The following is a 21,430-nucleotide window of genomic DNA, read 5'->3' as shown; positions in this document are numbered from 1 at the left end:
TTATTTGAGTTAGTTAGTTATTTAAAAAGTGCTTCGAAAGAGGCGCTTTTTTTCGTTTTAGATTTAGAATTTGAGGTTTGATTTGCGTATTTTTGCAATCTTAAAATAATTTTAATTTCCCAAGATATTTTGATTTCAAAAGCGACCATTGATACTGTTTTCGAAACTGCTCGAGTAGAGGAGGTAATCGGTGATTTTGTAAATTTAAAACGAGCAGGAAGTAATTTCAAGGGATTGAGTCCTTTTTCTGAGGAGCGTTCTCCTTCGTTTATGGTTTCTCCAGCTAAAGGAATTTGGAAAGATTTTAGTTCTGGAAAAGGTGGCAACTCGGTTGCGTTCTTGATGGAACACGAACAATTTACGTATCCAGAGGCCATTCGCTATCTAGCCAAAAAATACAATATTGAAATCGAAGAAACAGAGCAAACTGATGAAGAAAAAGCAAATACCGATATTAGAGAAAGTATGTATCTAGTTTCAGAATTTGCTAAAACCTATTTTCACAATACGCTTTTAAATTCAGAAGAAGGAAAAGCGATAGGTTATTCTTATTTTAAAGAAAGAGGGTTTACAAATGATACTATTGAAAAATTTGGATTAGGTTATTCTCCTGAAGCTTGGGATGCTTTTACTAAGGAAGCGCTAGGAAAAGGGTATAAATTAGAATTTTTGGAAAGTACCGGTTTAACAATTCCTAAAGACGATCGTCCATTTGATCGCTTCAAAGGGCGTGTTATGTTTCCTATTCAAAGTATGTCAGGAAGAGTGCTGGGTTTTGGAGGTAGAATTTTGACCAACGATAAAAAAGCAGCAAAATATTTAAATTCGCCTGAAAGTGATATTTACCATAAAAGCAAAGTCCTTTACGGAATTTTTCAAGCCAAACAATCTATTGCTAAACTAAATAATTGTTATTTAGTTGAAGGTTATACAGATGTGATTCAGTTTAACCAAGCAGGAATAGAAAATGTTGTTGCTTCATCTGGTACAGCATTGACGCCAGATCAAATCAGATTGATCAATAGGTTGACTAAGAATGTAACGATGCTTTTTGATGGCGATGCAGCAGGACTTCGTGCTTCTATTCGCGGAATCGATTTGATACTAGAGGAAGGGATGAACGTAAAAGTATGTACTTTTCCTGATGGTGAAGATCCAGATAGTTTTGCCAAAAAAACTTCTCATGATGATTTAGTTTTATATCTAGAAAATAATGCTAAAGATTTTATTCAATTTAAGGCGTCACTTTTGATGAATGAAGCCAAGAACGATCCAATCAAAAAAGCAGATTTGATTCGAGATATGGTTACTAGTATTTCAAAAATTCCAGATCGTATTCAAAGAGAAATTTACATTCAGGAATGTTCTAGGATTATGGACATTTCAGAGCAAGTGCTGCAAAGTACCTTAGCACAATTAGTTCAAAAAGAAGTTACAGAAGTTGGTAAAAAACAAAAGCAGGAGCAAAAGGCTTTTGAGATTGTAAAAAATGACAACCCTATATCTCCTCAAAAAGTTGATATTTTATATCGACTCGAACGAAAAATTATAGAAATTCTTTTGTTATACGGTAATAAAAACGAAGAATTTGAAGATACGTTTTTAAAAACAAACGAAGAAGGTGAGATTGCAACATTTACAGAGAAAAAAGAATATAAAGTATATCAAAGAATTTACCTAAGCCTACAAGAAGATGAGGTAGAATTGGCCAATCCTTTGTTTAGAGATATATTTAATGATCTCATAAACTTTTATCATCAACATGAAACATTTAGTTTAGAACAATACTTGATGCATTTACAGCCTGATTTTGCTCAAGAGGTTACCGATATTTTGATGGAGGATGAACGTGTTGTTCTACATGATTGGGTAGGACAAAATATTTTTCCAAAATCAAAAGACGAGACTATAAGTCAAAATGTTTCAGAAACAATATTGACAATGCGTTGGTATTTGGTAGGAATGATAATCGAAGAATTAAAAAACTCTGTGCTATCTGAATCAAATTCGGATAATACAGAGTCTTTATCAATGATAATGGATTACAATACATTAATCCATTCTTTTTCTAAAAAACTGGGAAGAGTAATGTCTCGATACTAAACTATTTCTAGTTTTTTTGCTTTATCCACTAAGTCTACTAGGTTAGTAACATTTAACTTAGTTAATAAACGCAATTTGTATGTACTAATCGTTTTTTCGTTAAGATTTAAAATTTCAGCAATTTCATGGTTCTTTTTACCTCCACTTAAATAACGTAAAACTTCAACTTCACGATTAGATAACTTGCGATACAAACGTTCACTTTTAGTTTGTTTAGCAATCAATGCTAAATTTTTCTTTACTGTCTCATTCATTATTATCTTGCCTTGGTAGACTTTGATAATAGAGATACCTAAAGTTTCTAATTTTTCAGATTTGTGTACAAAACCAGATACTCCGGCTTTTATGGCATTTGGTGCATAAATCTGTTCAGAAAGACCACTATAGATAATAATTTTTGTTTTTGGAAAATTTTTCAAAAGTGCTTTGACCTCAAAAATGCTGGAAAGACCTTCTAGTTCCAAATCTATTACTAAGACATCAATGTCTTTTGTTTGAAGTATATCCCGCACCATTAAGAAATTGCCAACATTGGCAACTATCGAAATGTCTGCATTATCTTTAAAGTAAGATTTTACTCCAAAATGCACAACAGGATAGTTATCGGCTATACATACTTTAATCATAATTTTAAGTTTTTAGAATTGTTTGTAATTGGATTCGTAAAATTAATAAATAATTTCTGTAATTAATTGCAAATCAATAGAAAATATGATTTCTTTAATATTTATTGATTCTACAAAAGGGAATTGGGATCATTTTGTGTTGATTTATACGATTTAATCGCTTGTATATTTCAAAAACAATACGTTCTCTTCCTGTAAAATCTGTTGCGCTTTTTTTAGATTCATCTTGTAACATTGCCCATTCTAACTCATCATAACTAGCGCCAAGTTGATCTTCATCTGTTCTGTCATCACCAAACAATCCATCTGTTGGTGAGGCGTCTAAAATTGATTTAGTTATTTTTAAATAATGACCCAATAAAAACACTTCCGATTTCATTAAATCAGCTATTGGACTTAGATCTACTCCGCCGTCACCATATTTTGTGTAAAAACCAACGCCAAAATCTTCAACTTTATTTCCTGTTCCTGCCACCAATAGTCCATGAATTCCAGCAAAATAATATAAAGTGGTCATTCTTAATCTTGCTCTAGTATTTGCTAATGCTAAATTTAATTTGGCAACATCTTCATTTTCTGGGACAACGGTTTTAAAAGTTTCAAAAGTATCCGTTAGATTCGCTTCAATACTACTTACATTTGGGAAACGTAACTTTAATTGTTCAATATGTTCTTTTCCGCGAGTTACATGACTTTGTGCTTGATGAATTGGCATTTCAACACATAAAACCTTTAATCCTGTTTGAGCACATAAGGTTGAGGTTACGGCTGAATCTACTCCGCCAGAAATACCGATCACAAACCCGTTTACCTTTGCATTTTCGGCATAAGTTTTTAACCACTTAACAATTTGATCGTTTATTTTTTCAACTTGAATGGTGCTTTTTTTAGTCATAATAATTTACATTTTAAGAAGCAGGAATGTATATTTGCAAAATGAATTACTCATTCTTTTGTTTCCTGATTTTTCTTTAGAAACAAATTTAATTAATAAATATGAAAAAATATCTGTTGCTTGTAGTCTTTTGTCTCTTTATTTTATCTTGTAATAAGAAAAATAAAGTTGAAACTGCCATAGCGGTAATTCCTTTAGAAGTAAAAGTGGAGCGTTTTGATCAATTATTTTTTGAAACGAAGCCTCAAGATTTAGATAAGGTCAAAAAACAATTTCCGTTTTTTTTTCCTGCGGGAAATGACAACAGTGTTTGGATTAACAAAATGCAGGATCCAATTTGGAAAGAAGTGTACACTGAGGTTCAGAAAAAGTATGCTAATTTTGAACCTGAAAAGGAAGAATTAGAAACTCTTTTTAAACACATTAAATATTATTTTCCAGAAACAAAAACACCAAAAGTGATTACTGTTATCGCAGAAATGGACTATAATAATAAGGCTATTTATGCAGATAGTTTAGTCATCATCTCTTTAGAATTATATCTGGGAAAAGAGCACAAATTTTATCAATTCCCAAATTATTTAAAGCAAAATTTTGTAGAAAAACAAATCGCTCCTGACGTAGTGGCTAGTTTTTCGACACGTAAAATTCCACCAGTCCTTGATAAAGATCTTTTAACACAGATGATATACAATGGCAAACAATTATATCTAAAAGATTTATTATTGCCTGAGTATTCAGATGCAGAAAAAATGGGTTACACGCCAGAACAAATTACTTGGTGTGAGGAAAATGAAAATTATATGTGGCGCTATTTTATAGAAAGAGAAATGCTTTATAATAATGATCAAAAATTAATTTCCCGATTTATAAACCCAGCTCCTTTCTCTAAATTTTATCTTGAGATTGACAATGATTCTCCGGGAAGAGTTGGAGCATGGATCGGTTGGCAAATAGTACGATCTTTTGCAAAAAATAATGATATGCCTATTTCCGAATTATTAAAAATGAATGCAAAAGAGTTGTTCGAAAAATCTAAATACAAACCCAAAAAATAATGTCAAATAAAAATACATCCGAAATTAAGTTTTTAGTCGAATTAGATGAAAACCGTGTTCCAGAAAAATTAATGTGGTCTGCTCAAGATGGAGGTGTGGAGGCGCAAGAGGCTAAAGCGATTATGCTTTCTATTTGGGATAGCAAAGCAAAGGAAAGTATGCGAATTGATCTGTGGACGAAAGATATGCCTGTTGATGAAATGAAAATTTTCTTTCACCAAACTTTAGTAGCAATGTCAGAAACTTTTAAACGTGCTACAGATGACGAAAAAATGTCAGATACCATGAAAGATTTTTGCGATTATTTTGCAGAGAAATTAGAGTTGGGTAAATAGTTAATCTTTTATCCCAAACTATTCTGTACAAAGTACAGCTTCAAAATTTAAACTAAAAAAAAACTGCAATTTGATTCGTTTCAATTGCAGTTTTTTTTTGTTGAATTAATGGTTTTTTAGACTGAAAGAATTTTTAATTTTGTATAGATTTTTTTTGCAAATCTTTTAGGATCTTCTTCAAGCTTCCTGTCATTAGCGTACTTGAGCTTCTGTGAAAAGAAATGTTATCGATTAATTTATTTGATTTTTGAGTTTCCCATACTGACTTTTCTTTTTTAGCGGATTCCTTTCCAATTGCCCTTTGAGAATAGATTATTTCTTGTGAATTCAAGTCATATATTTCTAGTGTTACCTCGCTTTGGTTTGCTCCCGTTGAGTATTCGTCTTCGTATAGTCCAATTATTCCTATTTCGTCTTTGTTTTTTTTAGAAGAAATATTGATGAAATAGTCAAAACCTGTTCCGATTTTTAGCTCTTGAAGTTTTTGTTTACTTGGGTTTAATGGGATTTTATAAGGTATCAATAAATTGCTCACGTCCTCTCTGTAAAAATAGCGATCTTTTAAATTATCTTTAAAAAAGGTGGCGGCCTCATTAGTAAGCCTTTCAGAATTGTAGCCTGGACTATCTAATTGATTAAGCAACCATTTTCCATTTGTAAAATCAACGCCTGTTTTATAATCTATATTAGTTAAGACGTAAGTATTGCTTTTGCATGAAGCAAAAAGCAATAAAACAATGGCTAAAATAGGAATTGAGATAATTTTTTTTCTTGTCATGTCTATTTTTCCAAGTCTATTTAGAGTATTTTAAAACTGATTGTTGTTTTTAAATACTTCTTGGTTCACTTCGTCTATGTAGCCTAATAATTCTTCTTTTCCTGTTGATTCTGTTGCTGAGGTTACAAAATAATGAGGCATTTCGGCCCAGTTATTAGCAAACATTTTTTTCTTGTAAGCGGCAATATGTGAATCTATTTTTACTTTACTAATTTTATCTGCTTTGGTAAAAATAATACAGAAGGGAATTTCGCTTTCTCCCATGTACGACATAAATTCGATATCTATAGTTTGCGCTTCGTGGCGAATATCAATCAAAACAAATGCACATACTAATTGTTCTCTTGTTTCAAAGTAGTCTGTTATAAATTCCTGAAAAATAGATTTTGTTTTCTTAGACACTTTTGCATAACCATAACCTGGTAAATCGACTAGATACCAATTGCTGTTAATCAAAAAGTGATTGATCAATTGTGTTTTTCCAGGTCTTCCAGATGTTTTTGCTAATTTCTTATGATTTGTTATCATGTTTATCAAAGAGGATTTCCCTACATTTGATCTACCAATAAAAGCATATTCCGGCAAAAAATCTTTAGGACATTTGCTTACTTCGGAGTTACTAATAACAAATTCTGCGGTATTAATTTTCATTTTTATGTTGTGTAAAAATTCTCTTGGTATAAAATTATACTGGTAAATGTGTATTGGTTAACCACTCTTCCAGTAAATTGTTAAATTCATCTGGATGTTCCATCATAGCAGCATGTCCGCATTTGTCAATCCAATATAAAGTAGAATTTGGTAATAATTTATTAAATTCTTCTGCAACATCAGGAGGTGTAACTTTATCGTTTTTTCCCCAGATGATACAAGTCTGAACATGCATTTTTGGCAAATCTTTAGCCATATTATGGCGAATTGCACTTTTAGCAATTGTTAATGTTTTTATCAGTTTTATTCTATCATTCACAGATTCATAAACTTCATCTATAAGTTCTTTTGTGGCTACCGCAGGATCATAAAAAACATCTTCTGCTTTCTTCTTAATGTATTCGTAATCCCCTCTTTTAGGATAACTATCTCCCATTGCACTTTCGTAAAGTCCTGAACTTCCTGTAATTACAAGACCTGCTACTTTTTCAGGATACATTTTAGTGTGGTACAAAGCTATGTGTCCGCCCAATGAATTACCTAATAATATAACGCGTTCTAAACCTTTAAATGTGATGAAATCTTTTACATATTTTGCAAAACTTTTTACATTAGTTTTCAAAATATTTTGAGTGTATATGGGTAGGTCTGGAATGATGATTTTGTAGCCTTTTGTAGAAAAGTAACTAGCAACAGCATCAAAATTACTGAGTCCTCCCATTAGTCCGTGAAGTATAACGATTGGGATTCCTTCTCCAGCTTCATAATAGCTGTATCTACCTTCTTTTTTATAGTTTTTTTCCATTTTGTTTGAAACCGAATTTTCAATTTTGACAAATATATGATTTAATAAATAAAAATTAATTCTTACAACAATTTTTAATTGTAAAATTATTCTGTTCAAACATTAAAATCCTCTTTTTTGTTGGATTATTCTTCTCTATTTATGTCTTTTTCTGATTTATCTGAACCATTTTAATAGGCTGTTTAGACATCTTCAAAATGTTGTTTTTTATAACATTATGTTTCTTACAAATAAAGCAAATAATTGTTAAAGCTCTGATTGCTTATAAATTAGGCTTTTCGGGAGTAAAGTGGTTAAACTTATTAACAAAGTGGTATATAGTGGTAAAATGTGGTAATTTTTTTTATATTTTTGCTCTACATCATTTAATACTATTCTTTGGATACAATTATTGGGACATATGAATGTAAAGTCGATGCTAAAGGAAGGTTGCTCATGCCAGCGCCTTTGAAAAAGCAATTGGCTTCCTCACTTCAAAACGGATTCGTTTTGAAGCGTTCTGTGTTTCAGCCTTGCCTAGAGTTATATCCTATGCAGGAATGGGATTTAATGATGCAAAAAATAAATAAACTCAATCGTTTTGTAAAGAAGAATAATGATTTTATTCGTCGCTTTACTGCAGGGGTTAAGGTGGTTGAGATTGATGCTTTAGGAAGGTTATTAGTTCCTAAGGATTTGGTTTCTTTTGCAAGTATAGCAAAAGAAGTAGTGTTTTCTTCGGCAGTGAATATTGTAGAAATCTGGGATAAAGATTTATATGAGAAATCAATAAGTGGTGAGGATTTAGATTTTGCAGATTTAGCAGAAGAAGTAATGGGTAATATAAATGACGACGACAATGGAATATCATAATCCGGTTTTGCTTCATGCAACAGTAGATGGTTTAAATATTAAACCTGATGGTGTTTATGTTGATGTGACTTTTGGTGGAGGTGGTCATTCAAAAGAAATTTTGTCTAGACTGGGTCCAAACGGAAAACTTTTTGCTTTTGATCAAGATGAGGATGCTTTGGCAAATGCATTGCCAGACGAAAGATTTACACTGATTAATGAGAATTTTAGATTTATAAAACGTTTCATGCGCTTTTACGGAATTAAAAGTGTAGACGGAATTTTAGCAGATTTAGGAGTTTCTTCTCATCAATTTGATGTGCCAGAAAGAGGTTTTTCTACACGATTTGATGCTGGATTGGATATGCGAATGAGTCAAAAAAATGATTTAAATGCTTATAAAGTGGTTAATGAGTATGATGAGGCTAATTTAAAGAGAGTCTTTTTGGATTATGGTGAATTAAAAAATGCTCCGCTTTTGTCTAGAACAATAATTGAGTCTAGAGAAAATAGTCCTATTAAAACTACAGATCAGTTAAAAGAAGTGTTAGCGCGATTTTTACCGGAAAGAATTCGAAATAAAATATTAGCTCAGATTTATCAAGCTATCCGAATTGAAGTAAATCAAGAGATGGATGTTTTGAAAGAATTTTTAGAGCAATCACTAGAGATTTTAAGTCCTGAAGGCAGATTAAGTGTAATATCATATCACTCTTTAGAAGACAGATTAGTCAAGCGTTTTATGAAAAACGGTCTGTTTGAAGGAGAACCTGAACGTGATTTTTTTGGTAATTTTTCGGTTCCATTCAAAACCATCGGTAAACTAATTGTTCCGGATAATCAAGAGATAAAAGAAAACAATAGGGCTAGAAGTGCCAAATTAAGAATAGCAGAAAAGAGATAATTTATTAAAAGATGAAAAACGGAGTATACGGTTTGTTAAAGGCAAAATTCCTTAATAATGAGGATGCGGTCAAGAACTGGCGTTTTATTGTTTTTATAATTTTATTAGCTATTCTAATGATTGCTAACACTCAGAGATTTGAACAAAAGGTGTTTAAAATTGTCGAGTTAACTAATAAAGCTAAAGAGCTGCGCTCTGAGTTTGTTGACAGGCGTTCTGAGTTGATGAAACTGAAAATGGAGTCTACTGTTTCTGAAAAAATGATTGAGAAAGGAATTTTTCCGTCAACAGTTCCTCCAGTAAAAATAAAAGTAATAAAAGAAGAAGATAAAACCTTTTTAGGAAAATTATGGCAGTAGAAGATAAGCACATATCTTATAGAATATACATGGTAGCTTTTGGCATTTTTGTCATGGCTATTGCTATTGCCGTTAAATTAACTAATATTCAGTGGGTTGAAGGGGATTATTATAGAAAGTTGGCTAAAGAAAGAACCGTTAGGAATTTTGTAATTCCAGCCAATAAAGGAAATATTTATTCTGCTGATGGCAGTCTTTTGGCTACTTCAATTCCAAATTATGAAATACGTTTTGATGCTTTGGCTCCAAAGCCAGAATCATTTGAGAAAAATGTTAGAGCATTGTCAGATTCGTTAGCAACAGTTTTAGGTAAATCATCGGGTTTTTATGAGAATGAACTTCGAAAAGCTAGAGCGAACAAAAACAGATATTATTTGATTGCTCGTAAATTGAGTTATACACAATACTTTAAAATTAAAGGTTTTCCATTATTTAATTTGGGTGCCTATAAAGGAGGGATTATAATCGAGCAAGAAACGGTAAGAGAACATCCAATAGGTAAAATTGCTGAACGAACGGTAGGTTATGAGCGCACTTCAAAAGGCGAATCGTATGATGGTAAAGGAATAGAGTGGGCGTTTAGAGATTATCTTAATGGTAAAGACGGTAAAATTTTAAAACAAAAGATTGCCAAAGGGCAATGGAAGCCAATAAGAGATTTGAATGAAGTTGATCCTCAAGACGGGTATGATGTTGTCTCAACTATAGATGTTTACATACAGGATATTGCGCATCATGCTTTACTAAAACAGTTAGAAATATATGAAGCAGATCATGGTTGTGTAGTGGTTATGGAAACAAAAACGGGTCATGTAAAAGCAATTTCAAATTTAGGAAGAGGCACTGATGGTTCATATTTCGAAACAACGAATTATGCAGTAGCCGAATCACATGAGCCTGGATCTACGTATAAACTTGCCGATTTGATGGCACTTCTTGAAGATAAAAAAGCAGATACTAGTAGTGTTTATGATAGTAAAGGTGGGGTTATCGTTTATTCTGGCAAAAAAGTACGCGATTCGCATATTGGGGGTTACGGTAAGATTTCATTAGCAAGAGGGTTTGAACTTTCGTCTAATACGATTATGGTTCAAGCGGTGTATGAGAATTATAAAAATGAACCTTCAAAATTTGTAAATCATCTTAATAATTTTGGATTAAACAAACCATTAGGACTTTCAATAAAAGGCGAAGGAAGACCTTATATACCACAACCTAAAGACAAACATTGGTCTAATATTTCGCTGCCTTGGATGGCTTTTGGTTATGGCGTCTCAATTACACCTATGCAAACATTAGCTTTTTATAATGCTGTTGCAAATAATGGGGAAATGGTGAAACCTCAGTTCGTTTCTGAAATTAAAGAATGGAATAGAACCATAAAAAAATACGATAAAGAAGTTTTAAATCCAAGAATTTGTTCGCAATCAACTATTTTAAAATTGCGCGCGGTTTTAGAGAATGTGGTTAAAAAAGGTACTGGATCTAAATTGTATTCTAAAGATTTTTCAATGGCAGGTAAAACGGGAACTGCGGCAGTAAATTATGGAATTAATGGAGGTGCAGACAAACATTATGCTTCTTCTTTTGTTGGCTATTTCCCTGCAGACAATCCTAAATATTCTTGTATTGTGGTGGTTCATAAACCAAATACAGTCAATAATAATTATTATGGTGCCGATGTTGCTGGACCCGTTTTTAAAAGAATTGCACAAAAAATATTTACGGATGCGCCTTCAACGAATGAAATTAAAAATTTAGACAGAAAAATTCCAAAACAAGAAAGTGATTACGATTCTTATTTTGTTAAATCTCACGTTAAGCAACAATTAGTGCCAAATCTAAAAGGAATGTCTGGTATGGATGCAGTAGCATTGTTGGGTAATTTAGGTTTGAAGGTACGAATTTTAGGAGTTGGAAAAGTAAAAAAACAATCGGTAGAAGCGGGACAAAATATTGTTAAGAACGCAACGATATTATTAGAATTATCATGAGTTTACTAAAAGATATATTGTTCAAGGTAGCTATCGAGGCCGTAAAGGGTTCGACTGATGTTGCTATTCATAAATTAGATTTTGATTCTCGAAAAATTGGATCTAATGATATTTTTGTGGCAATAAGAGGTTCTGTTTCTGATGGGCACGATTTTATAGAAAAAGCAATTCAGCTAGGAGCAGTAGCCATAGTGTGCGACACTTTTCCTGAAAAAATTGAAAAAGAGGTTACTTATGTATTAGTGAAAGATACCAATACTGCTATGGCTTTTATGGCGGCCAATTTTTTTGGTGATCCATCTCAGCATTTAAAGTTAGTTGGAATTACGGGTACCAATGGTAAAACTACAATTGCATCCCTATTATTTCAGTTATTCCAAAAAGCAGGTTTTAAAGTAGGGTTGCTTTCTACGGTAAAAATTGTTGTTGACACTATTGAATATAAAGCCACTCATACTACACCAGATTCTATTACCATAAACCATTATCTAAAAGAAATGGTAGATCAAGGTGTTGAATACTGTTTTATGGAGGTGAGTTCACATGGTATTCATCAAAAAAGAACAGAAGGGTTGCATTTTGTGGGAGGAATATTTACTAATTTATCGCATGATCACTTAGATTACCATCCTACGTTTGCAGAATATAGAGATGTTAAAAAATCATTTTTTGATCATTTGCCTAAAACTGCATTTGCATTGTCTAATATCGATGATAAAAATGGACAAATAGTGTTGCAAAATACAACAGCAAGAAAATGTTCTTACGCTCTGAAATCTTACGCCGATTATAAAGCTCAGATTCTTGAAAACCAACTCTCTGGTTTGTTATTAAAAATAAACGGAAATGAAGTTTGGGTAAAATTGATAGGTACTTTTAACGCCTATAACTTATTAGCGATTTATGGTGCAGCAGTTGAGTTAGGATTGGAAAGTCTTGAAGTACTTCGATTATTATCTGATTTAGAAAGCGTTTCTGGAAGATTTCAATTTATAGTATCAGCAACCAATATTACTGCAATTGTAGATTACGCGCATACTCCGGATGCATTAGATAATGTTTTGAAAACTATAAATGATATTCGAACTAAAAATGAACAACTAATTACAGTTGTGGGTTGTGGAGGGAATAGAGACAAAACGAAACGTCCGATAATGGCAGATATCGCAACTGCATTAAGTGACAAAGCGATACTTACTTCTGATAATCCCAGAGAGGAAGATCCTGAGGCTATTATTAATGAAATGGAGCAAGGTGTTGCACCTCAAAACTATAAAAAAGTTTTAAGTATTACAGATAGAAAACAAGCAATAAAAACAGCTTGTCAATTGGCTCAGCCTAACGATATAATTTTAATTGCTGGTAAGGGACATGAAACCTACCAAGAAGTAAAAGGCATTCGCCACCATTTTGACGATATGGAAACGATAAAGGAAATTTTAGAACAACTTAATAAATAATCAACTAACTCATAATCATATATGCTATATTATTTATTTGAATATCTAGACAAAACATTGGATATCTCTGGTACAGGAGTTTTTCAATACATTACTGTTAGATCAGCATTAGCATTTATGTTATCGTTGCTGTTGTCAACTATTTATGGAAAAAGAATTATTCAGTTTTTACAAAGACAACAAGTTGGTGAAACTGTTCGTGAGTTAGGTTTAGCCGGACAAAATGAGAAAGCGGGGACGCCAACCATGGGTGGATTAATTATAATTTTTGCCACTCTTGTTCCGGTAATACTTTTTGCGAAATTACATAATATCTATATTGTTTTGTTGACGGTTACCACACTTTGGATGGGAACTATTGGCTTTATTGATGATTATATAAAAATCTTTAAAAAAGATAAAAAGGGATTAAAAGGAATTTTTAAAGTTGTTGGGCAAGTTGGTTTGGGTTTGATTGTGGGATCTGTACTTTATTTTAGTCCTGCAGTTACTGTAAGACAAGATACAGGTAAAATAAATATTTTTAGAGTTACCACAGAAAATGAAATTGTTCAAGCGCCCGTTGAAGAGAAATCTACAGTAACGACAATACCTTTCTTTAAAAATAATGAATTTGATTATGCTGAATTATTAGCTTGGACTGGTGATGGTTACCAAAAATGGGCTTGGCTGGTTTTTATTCCTGTGGTTATTTTTATTATAACAGCAGTTTCTAATGGTGCAAATCTTACAGATGGAATTGATGGACTTGCTGCCGGAACATCAGCAGTTTCTGTTCTTGCGTTGGGCATATTTACTTTTGTTTCTGGAAATATCATTTTTTCAAACTATCTCAATATTATGTATATCCCCAATTCAGGAGAAATGACCGTTTTTATAGCGGCATTTGTTGGGGCACTTATCGGATTTCTATGGTACAATTCTTATCCAGCTTCCGTTTTTATGGGTGATACAGGAAGTTTAACTATTGGTGGAATTATTGCTGTTTTAGCAATAGCGGTGCGTAAAGAAATGCTAATTCCATTATTGTGTGGAATTTTCCTTGTCGAAAATTTATCTGTAGTCCTACAAGTAAGTTATTTTAAATATACAAAGAAACGCTTTGGCGAAGGCCGAAGAATATTTTTAATGTCTCCCTTGCATCACCATTATCAGAAAAAAGGATACCACGAAAGTAAAATTGTAACTCGATTCTGGATTGTTGCCATCATGTTAGCCATATTATCCATTATTACTTTAAAATTAAGATAGTATGAGATTAGTGATTTTAGGCGGAGGAGAAAGTGGTGTTGGTACTGCTATTCTAGGAAAAAAGAAAGGATATGAGGTGTTTGTATCAGACTTTGGAAAAATAAAAGGGAACTATAAGGAGGTTCTTCTTATAAATGGAATTGAATGGGAAGAGGAAATGCATACAGAGAATCTGATTCTTAATGCAGATTTGGTGATGAAAAGTCCAGGAATTCCGGACAAATCACCAATAGTAAAAAAGCTAAAAGAAAAAGGAATTCCAATAATGTCAGAAATCGAGTTTGCTGCTCCTTATACAAATGCAACAATTATTGGTATCACAGGAAGTAATGGTAAAACCACTACTACAATGCTTACTCATCATTTGTTAAAATCAGCAGGATTAAATGCTGGTTTGGGCGGAAATATAGGAAAGAGTTTTGCTTGGCAAGTAGCAGATAATAAATACGATTCGTATGTGTTGGAGTTGAGTAGTTTTCAATTAGATGGAATCAAAGATTTTAAACCACATATCGCAATTATTACCAATATCAGTCCAGATCATTTGGATCGATATGATTATAAATACGAAAATTACATCGATTCTAAGTTTAGAATAACAATGAATCAAACCGAGGATGATTACCTCATATACGATGCAGACGATGAAGCGATTAACCAATGGTTAAGCACTCACAAAACAAAAGCAAAATTAATTCCTTTTTCATTGACGAAAATTTTCAGCGAAGGAGCCTATATAAAAGATAATAAAATGGAGATTAAAATCAGTCAAGAAGAATTTACAATGAACACAGAATACATTGCTTTAGAAGGAAAGCATAACATGAAAAACGCAATGGCAGCAAGCTCTGTAGCAAAATTAATGCAAATAAGAAAAGCTACTATTAGAGAGAGTTTATCTGATTTTCAAGGAGTAGAACACCGTTTGGAAAAAGTTTTGAAAATACAGAATGTTCAATATATAAATGATTCCAAAGCAACTAACGTTAACGCTTCTTTTTATGCTTTAGATAGCATGAATACACCAACCGTTTGGATTGTTGGTGGTGTTGATAAAGGGAATGACTATAATGAATTGATGGCTTTAGTTCGGGAGAAAGTAAAAGCGATCATTTGTCTTGGTGTTGATAATAAAAAAATTATTGATGTTTTTGGCAACGTAGTAGATATTATGGTTGAAGTAGATAATATGAATGATGCTGTAAAAATGGCTCAAAGATTAACAGAAAAAGGAGATACCGTTTTGTTATCGCCAGCATGTGCTAGTTTTGATTTGTTTGAAAGTTACGAAGATAGAGGAAATCAATTCAAACAAGCTGTTAAGCATTTGTAATAAAAAAAGAGTTTTATAAAATTTGAAGATAATAAAGTATGAAGCGATTAATAGGTAATTTAAAAGGAGATAAAGGGATTTGGTCATTTGTGGCCTTACTCGCCTTGTTTTCGTTTATGCCTGTTTTGAGTGCGAGTAGTAATTTGGCTTACATAGGCCACGGAACAGGAAATACTTTAGGATATTTAGTTAAACATTTAGCTCACATAGGATGTGGATTCTTTATTGTGTATTATATACATAAAGTGCCTTATCATTATTTTAGATCAATTTCTAAATGGTTGTTGCCTGTTGTTTGGTTAGTTTTAGCTATAACGATGATCAAAGGAACTGTAATTGGTGGAGCCAATGCAAGTCGATGGATACAAATTCCACTGGTTGGAATTTCATTTCAACCGTCCGCATTTGCTGCTTTAGTGCTGTTTGTGTTTGTAGCGCGCTATTTATCCAAAACAAGGGAAAATCCAATTGATTTTGTAGAATCTTTAAAAGAGCTTTGGTTGCCCGTTTTCATTACGCTAATTTTTATTCTTCCATCCAATTTCTCTACAACGGCATTGATTTTTTCAATGATATTAATGTTGGCTTTTATAGGTCGTTATCCAATGAAATACTTGGCTATTATTATTGGAACTGGTATTTTATTTCTTGGTTTTTTTATATTGATTTCAAAAGCTTTTCCGGATGCCAAATTTTTTAATAGAGTTGCAACTTGGGAAAGTCGAATTGAAAGTTTTAGTACAAACAAACCCGATGAAGATGATTACCAAATAGAAAAAGCAAAAATCGCCATTGCCTCAGGTAAAATATATGGTTTAGGACCAGGAAAAAGTGTTCAGAAAAATTTCTTACCACAGTCTTCTTCCGATTTTATATATGCAATTATAGTAGAGGAATATGGTTTAATTGGTGGTTTGGGAGTTTTATCCTTGTATTTATTATTGCTTTTTAGGTTTGTCATTGCTTCGCACAAAGCCAATACACTCTTTGGAAAATTGGTAGTAATAGGATTGGGATTTCCAATGATTTTTCAAGCCATGATAAATATGGCGGTAGCTGTAGAGCTTTTGCCCGTTACTGGTCAAACGTTGCCTCTAATTAGTAGTGGAGGAACTTCCATCTGGATGACTTGTATTGCTTTAGGCATTATTATAGGCGTAACTAAAAAAGAAGAGGAAATTACTCAAGAATTAAAAGAAGCGGCAAAAAGAGAAGAAGCATTACAAAAATTAATAGATAGAGAATTAGAAGAAGAATTTGTTTTAGAAGAAGATTATTCAATTCAGGACAAAGCTGTAAATCCAATGCAAGCAGTTTTAAACAAGTAATTTTTTTTCTAATGTAATATAAAATAATACTAACTCAGTAAGTTTAAGAAAATGAAACAATATAGATTCATATTAAGTGGCGGCGGTACAGGAGGACATATTTATCCTGCAATTGCTATCGCAAATGAATTAAAAACTCGTTTTCCAGATGCTGAGTTTCTTTTTGTAGGTGCCAAAGATAAAATGGAAATGCAAAAAGTACCACAATCGGGTTATCAGATTACGGGACTTTGGATTGCTGGATTGCAGAGAAGAATAACTTTTGACAATGCACTTTTTCCATTAAAGTTAATTAGTAGTTTGTTTAGAGCGCGTACAATTGTACGCCAATTTAAACCAGATGTTGTCATTGGTACCGGTGGTTTTGCAAGCGGACCATTATTACAAATAGCTACTTTATTGGGGATACCAACTGTTATTCAAGAACAGAACTCCTTTCCAGGAATCACAAATAAATTGTTAAGTAAAAAAGCAAATACGATTTGTGTTGCTTATGAAAATTTAGAACGTTTTTTTCCAAAAGAGAAAATGATTTTAACGGGCAATCCAGTTCGTCAAGATGTTTTAGATATTGACTCAAAAAGAAGTGAAGCCCTTTCTTATTTTAATTTAGATACCAATAAAAAAACTTTATTAATTCTTGGTGGAAGTCTTGGTTCTAGAAGAATCAATCAGTTAATAGAAAAAGAATTGGATTTTTTATTAGCTTCTGGCGTTCAAGTTTTTTGGCAGTGTGGTAATTTTTATATGTCAGAATACAGACATTTTTCAGAGAAAGAAGATGTTCAAGTGGTCTCCTTTATTGATAGAATGGATTTAATTTATGCAGCTGCCGATTTTGTTATTTCTCGTGCCGGAGCGTCATCTGTTTCAGAGTTATGCTTGGTTGGTAAGCCTACAATCTTTATTCCTTCTCCTAACGTAGCTGAGGATCACCAAACTAAGAATGGCAAGGCTATTGCTGATAAAAAGGGAGCTTTATTGATAAAAGAGAGTGAATTAGAGGATAAATTTGAGTCCGTTTTTAACAAATTGTTGCATGATGAAAACCTTCAAAACAATTTGAGTTTAAACATGAAAAAATTAGCAAAACCAAATGCTACAAAAGATATTGTGTCGGAAATAATAAAATTAATAAAATAATTACAGTAAAATCAAGTTTAACATTCTACGGGTATTTTGGAAGTAAAACTAAAAGTGCTATTGCAAGTAATATTGAAAATTAAAAATGAATTTAAATCAAATACATAACGTTTATTTTATAGGTATCGGAGGAATCGGTATGAGCAATCTTGCGCGCTATTTTAAAAATTTAGGCAAGCAAGTTTGTGGATATGATAAAACGCCTTCTGTTCTTACTTCTGAATTAATAGAAAGCGGAATTTCAATACATTTTGAGGATAATATTAATTTGATACCTTCAGATTTTTACAATGAAAATACTTTAGTTATTGTTACACCTGCTGTTCCTACTGCTCATTCTGAATGGAATTATTTTATAGAAAGAGATTATATAATTAAAAAAAGAGCAGAAGTTTTAGGATTAATTACTAAAGATACTTTTTGTTTTGCAGTTGCTGGAACGCATGGAAAAACAACTACATCAGGTATTTTAGGTCATATTTTGAATGAAGCTGGAGCTGACGTAACTGCTTTTATTGGTGGAATAGTAGAAAATTACAATTCTAATTTAATTGGAAATGGAAAAACTATAACTGTTGTCGAGGCGGACGAATTTGATAGATCTTTTTTACACCTGCATCCTAATATTGCCTGCATAACTTCTATGGATGCTGATCATTTAGATATTTATGGTACAAGTGAGGCAATTGAAGAATCTTTCGTAGAATTTGCTTCAAAAATAACAGACAAATCTAAACTCTTTATTACCAAAGAGCTCCCTATAGAAGGGGTTATTTGCGCTATAAATGAAGAGGCTGTTTATAAAGTGTTTAATGTTAGGATTGGTGATGGAAGTTATGTTTTTGACGTTCAAACACCTACTTCGGTTATTAAGGACATTCATTTTGGGTTGCCGGGGAAACATAATTTAATGAATGTACTAATGGCTATTGCAATGGCAGATTTATTTGGTACTCCAACTAAAGCTATTGCTGCTGCGGTTGCTTCATTTAAGGGAATTAAACGAAGATTTTCTTATCAAATTAAAACCGTTGATAAAGTATATATTGATGATTACGCACACCATCCTACTGAAATAAATGCAGTGAATCAAGCGGTTAGGGAGTTGTATCCAAATCAAAAAGTTTTGGCTGTTTTTCAACCCCACTTATTTAGCAGAACAAGAGATTTTGCTGATGATTTTGCTAAAAGTTTATCAGCATTCGATGAAGTACTTTTATTAGACATTTATCCAGCTCGTGAGTTACCTATGGAAGGTATAAATTCTCAATGGCTTATGGAAAAGATGACCAATAATAATAAGAAATTAGTAGAAAAAGAGGATTTAATAGCCTCAATTTTGAAAAGTGAAGCTACCGTTATTGTTACAATTGGAGCGGGTAATATTGGAGAATTAGTACCATCAATTAAGAAAGCGATAAATGAAACTCTTTAATTGGATAAACATACGATTAGTGCTAATGTTTGTATTGGTTATTTTTTTATTTTCATTTACTTCAAAACGAAATGAAAATAGGAAATTGTCAAAAACAATCATTACTTTTGTAGGAGATAACGCGCCTTTTATTAAACAGGAAACGGTTAATAAATTGTTAATAGAAAATAATAGTGCGGTAACGAGTATTCAAAAAGTTAATTTAGATTTGAATAAGCTAGAAAAAAACTTGAATTCACATCAGATGATTGAGAAGTCAGATGTATTTGTGAGTATTGATGGTGTTTTAAAAGCTGTGGTAAAACAAAAGACTCCTGTTGCTAGAGTATTTGATAGTAATGGTTCTTTTTATATTGATTACGAAGGGGATAGAATGCCTTTGTCATCAAATTTCACTGCAAGAGTTCCCCTTGTTTCAGGAGAAATAAATAAAAATAATAACGAAGATTTAGCTGAATTGTTTCGCGTAATTTTTGATGATTCATTTTTGAAAAAAAATATAATCGGAATACAAATTATGCCAAATGGTAGCTTAATAATGCTCAACAGGAATTTTAATTATCAAATTGATTTTGGTAATCTGAATAATGTGGAGCGAAAATTTAAAAATTATAAAGCTTTTTTTCAAAAAGCAGTTTTAGATAGTTCGTTGTATAAATATAAAAAAATTGACCTCCGATTTACGGAACAAGTAGTTTGCACTAAATAATAGATAATGGAAAAAGATAACATTGCAGTAGGTCTAGATATTGGGACAACAAAAATAGTTGCCATGATAGGCAAAAAGAATGAATATGGTAAACTAGAAATTTTAGGAATTGGAAAGTCTAAAAGTTTAGGTGTAGCTAGAGGTGTTGTGAATAACATTACTCAAACTATACAATCAATACAACAAGCAGTTCAAGAGGCAGAAAATAATTCAGGTTACAAAATTAAAGACGTAGTAGTTGGAATTGCTGGACAACACATTCGCAGTATTCAGCATACAGATTACATAAGCAGACATAATCCTGAAGAAGTGATAGGAGGAAACGACATTCAACTTTTGATAGATCAAGTAAATAAATTGGCGATGTTACCTGGTGAAGAAATCATACATGTTTTACCACAAGAATTCAAAATTGATGGCCAATCTGAAATAAAAGAACCAATAGGGATGTATGGCGGGAGATTAGAGTCTAGTTTTCATGTTGTAGTTGGCCAAGCTTCTTCTATACGCAACGTAGGGAGATGTATTCAAAGTTCTGGAATTGAGTTGTCAGGATTAACCTTAGAGCCTTTGGCTTCTGCAGATGCAGTATTAAGTCAAGAAGAAAAAGAAGCTGGTGTTGCTTTAATCGATATCGGTGGAGGAACAACTGACTTAGCTATTTTTAAAGATGGAATTATACGTCATACAGCGGTTATTCCTTTTGGTGGTAATGTGATTACAGATGATATTAAAGAAGGGTGTTCGATCATTGAAAAACAAGCGGAATTATTAAAAGTTAAGTTTGGTTCAGCATGGCCAGGTGAAAATAGAGATAACGAGATTGTTTCTATTCCTGGATTAAGAGGTAGAGAACCGAAAGAAATTTCATTAAAGAACCTTTCTAAAATTATTCATGCCAGAGTTGTAGAAATCGTTGATCTAGTTTTTACAGAAGTCAAAGCGTATGGTCATGAAGATCCTCGTAAAAAATTAATTGCTGGTATTGTACTGACAGGTGGCGGTGCTCAATTAAAACACATTAAGCAGTTAGTAGAGTATATTACAGGTATGGATACTAGAATTGGATATCCAAATGAGCATTTAGCTGGAAATTCAGATGAGGAAATATCAAGTCCTTTGTACGCAACAGCGGTAGGATTGGTAATGAAGAGTATTGAGAATAAATCACAAAGTGCTATTCGAGTTGAGGCTTTAGAACAACCTAAAATTCCAACTTACAGACCTGCAGTTGTTCAAGCGCCCATACAAGAAGTGTACGAAAGTGTAGAAGAACAAGTAGATCAAAGTGTAAATGAAAAACACAATTCTACTGTAAATAGAATACAACGAAATTTCTTTGATCGATATGTAGATAAGATTAAAGATTTTTTAGATAATGCAGAGTAAAAGGCGCGGCCTTTAAAAATAATAAAAAGATTAATAATATAAC

General features: G+C 32.4%; 20 protein-coding genes. 15 read left to right on the top strand and 5 right to left on the bottom strand.

Annotated features, from left to right (window positions below; genetic code table 11):
• Nucleotides 1-129: 129 nt before the first annotated feature.
• Nucleotides 130-2,103 (top strand): DNA primase, encoded by a 1,974-nt coding sequence (gene dnaG / locus J3S90_RS02485; protein WP_210644498.1) that lies wholly within the window; start codon nucleotides 130-132, stop codon nucleotides 2,101-2,103.
• Here dnaG and J3S90_RS02480 read toward each other — a convergent pair.
• Both J3S90_RS02480 and nadE read right to left on the bottom strand, forming a co-directional pair.
• Nucleotides 2,100-2,729, bottom strand: coding sequence for a response regulator transcription factor (locus J3S90_RS02480; RefSeq protein WP_188048786.1), 630 nt, complete (start codon nucleotides 2,727-2,729; stop codon nucleotides 2,100-2,102). The genes dnaG and J3S90_RS02480 overlap by 4 nt on opposite strands.
• Nucleotides 2,730-2,823: 94 nt before the next feature.
• Nucleotides 2,824-3,624, bottom strand: a complete 801-nt coding sequence (gene nadE / locus J3S90_RS02475; protein ID WP_188048785.1) for an NAD(+) synthase — start codon at nucleotides 3,622-3,624, stop codon at nucleotides 2,824-2,826.
• Between the two features lie 101 nt (nucleotides 3,625-3,725).
• Between nadE and gldB the strand changes: the two genes are divergently transcribed.
• Nucleotides 3,726-4,682, top strand: coding sequence for a gliding motility lipoprotein GldB (gldB, locus tag J3S90_RS02470; protein ID WP_210644495.1), 957 nt, complete (start codon nucleotides 3,726-3,728; stop codon nucleotides 4,680-4,682).
• A complete protein-coding gene (gene gldC / locus J3S90_RS02465; RefSeq protein WP_188048783.1) occupies nucleotides 4,682-5,017 on the top strand; it encodes a gliding motility protein GldC in 336 nt (111 codons plus the stop codon). Before gldB ends, gldC begins: the two co-directional genes overlap by 1 nt.
• A 133-nt stretch (nucleotides 5,018-5,150) precedes the next feature.
• Here gldC and J3S90_RS02460 read toward each other — a convergent pair whose 3' ends face one another.
• From J3S90_RS02460 to J3S90_RS02450, 3 genes are read right to left on the bottom strand one after another with little or no spacing between them, the layout of a single operon-like run.
• Complete coding sequence (locus J3S90_RS02460) at nucleotides 5,151-5,795, bottom strand: hypothetical protein (protein WP_188048782.1); 645 nt, start codon at nucleotides 5,793-5,795, stop codon at nucleotides 5,151-5,153.
• 30 nt (nucleotides 5,796-5,825) lie between these two features.
• A complete protein-coding gene (gene yihA, locus J3S90_RS02455) occupies nucleotides 5,826-6,446 on the bottom strand; it encodes a ribosome biogenesis GTP-binding protein YihA/YsxC (protein ID WP_188048781.1) in 621 nt (206 codons plus the stop codon).
• A 34-nt stretch (nucleotides 6,447-6,480) separates the two neighbouring features.
• Nucleotides 6,481-7,251 carry an alpha/beta fold hydrolase gene (locus J3S90_RS02450; protein ID WP_188048780.1) on the bottom strand — a complete coding sequence of 257 codons (771 nt, stop codon included), beginning with the start codon at nucleotides 7,249-7,251 and terminating at the stop codon, nucleotides 6,481-6,483.
• A 378-nt stretch (nucleotides 7,252-7,629) separates the two neighbouring features.
• Here J3S90_RS02450 and mraZ point away from each other — a divergent pair, with 378 nt between their 5' ends.
• The 12 genes from mraZ to ftsA all read left to right on the top strand — a co-directional run bounded on the left by mraZ (nucleotide 7,630) and on the right by ftsA (nucleotide 21,387).
• Entirely contained in the window at nucleotides 7,630-8,103 is a 474-nt protein-coding gene (gene mraZ / locus J3S90_RS02445; protein WP_188048779.1) for a division/cell wall cluster transcriptional repressor MraZ, read from the top strand.
• Nucleotides 8,078-8,986: a 16S rRNA (cytosine(1402)-N(4))-methyltransferase RsmH gene (gene rsmH, locus J3S90_RS02440; protein WP_210644493.1), complete on the top strand. Its 909-nt coding sequence runs from the start codon at nucleotides 8,078-8,080 to the stop codon at nucleotides 8,984-8,986. Before mraZ ends, rsmH begins: the two co-directional genes overlap by 26 nt.
• Nucleotides 8,987-8,997: 11 nt before the next feature.
• Nucleotides 8,998-9,345 carry an FtsL-like putative cell division protein gene (locus J3S90_RS02435; protein WP_188048777.1) on the top strand — a complete coding sequence of 116 codons (348 nt, stop codon included), beginning with the start codon at nucleotides 8,998-9,000 and terminating at the stop codon, nucleotides 9,343-9,345.
• Nucleotides 9,336-11,339 (top strand): penicillin-binding protein, encoded by a 2,004-nt coding sequence (locus tag J3S90_RS02430; RefSeq protein WP_210644491.1) that lies wholly within the window; start codon nucleotides 9,336-9,338, stop codon nucleotides 11,337-11,339. The genes J3S90_RS02435 and J3S90_RS02430 overlap by 10 nt, the downstream gene beginning before the upstream one ends.
• Nucleotides 11,336-12,799 carry a UDP-N-acetylmuramoyl-L-alanyl-D-glutamate--2,6-diaminopimelate ligase gene (locus J3S90_RS02425; RefSeq protein WP_210644489.1) on the top strand — a complete coding sequence of 488 codons (1,464 nt, stop codon included), beginning with the start codon at nucleotides 11,336-11,338 and terminating at the stop codon, nucleotides 12,797-12,799. Before J3S90_RS02430 ends, J3S90_RS02425 begins: the two co-directional genes overlap by 4 nt.
• A gap of 21 nt (nucleotides 12,800-12,820) precedes the next feature.
• A complete protein-coding gene (gene mraY, locus J3S90_RS02420; protein ID WP_210644487.1) occupies nucleotides 12,821-14,050 on the top strand; it encodes a phospho-N-acetylmuramoyl-pentapeptide-transferase in 1,230 nt (409 codons plus the stop codon).
• 1 nt (nucleotide 14,051) lies between these two features.
• A complete protein-coding gene (gene murD, locus J3S90_RS02415; protein ID WP_188048773.1) occupies nucleotides 14,052-15,383 on the top strand; it encodes a UDP-N-acetylmuramoyl-L-alanine--D-glutamate ligase in 1,332 nt (443 codons plus the stop codon).
• Nucleotides 15,384-15,421: 38 nt separating this feature from the next.
• Nucleotides 15,422-16,711 (top strand): FtsW/RodA/SpoVE family cell cycle protein, encoded by a 1,290-nt coding sequence (locus J3S90_RS02410; RefSeq protein ID WP_210644486.1) that lies wholly within the window; start codon nucleotides 15,422-15,424, stop codon nucleotides 16,709-16,711.
• A gap of 51 nt (nucleotides 16,712-16,762) precedes the next feature.
• Nucleotides 16,763-17,854, top strand: a complete 1,092-nt coding sequence (gene murG / locus J3S90_RS02405) for an undecaprenyldiphospho-muramoylpentapeptide beta-N-acetylglucosaminyltransferase (RefSeq protein WP_210644484.1) — start codon at nucleotides 16,763-16,765, stop codon at nucleotides 17,852-17,854.
• Between the two features lie 85 nt (nucleotides 17,855-17,939).
• Nucleotides 17,940-19,289, top strand: a complete 1,350-nt coding sequence (murC, locus tag J3S90_RS02400) for a UDP-N-acetylmuramate--L-alanine ligase (protein WP_188048770.1) — start codon at nucleotides 17,940-17,942, stop codon at nucleotides 19,287-19,289.
• Complete coding sequence (locus J3S90_RS02395; RefSeq protein WP_210644482.1) at nucleotides 19,276-19,998, top strand: cell division protein FtsQ/DivIB; 723 nt, start codon at nucleotides 19,276-19,278, stop codon at nucleotides 19,996-19,998. Before murC ends, J3S90_RS02395 begins: the two co-directional genes overlap by 14 nt.
• Before the next feature lie 6 nt (nucleotides 19,999-20,004).
• Nucleotides 20,005-21,387 (top strand): cell division protein FtsA, encoded by a 1,383-nt coding sequence (ftsA, locus tag J3S90_RS02390; RefSeq protein ID WP_188048768.1) that lies wholly within the window; start codon nucleotides 20,005-20,007, stop codon nucleotides 21,385-21,387.
• The last annotated feature ends 43 nt before the right edge of the window (nucleotides 21,388-21,430 follow it).

The sequence above is a fragment of the Flavobacterium flabelliforme genome (assembly GCF_017948675.1).
Taxonomy (GTDB): Bacteria; Bacteroidota; Bacteroidia; order Flavobacteriales; family Flavobacteriaceae; genus Flavobacterium; species Flavobacterium pygoscelis.
The sequence above is the reverse complement of the archived record's forward strand: the minus strand, read 5'-3'. Positions and strand labels throughout refer to the sequence as shown.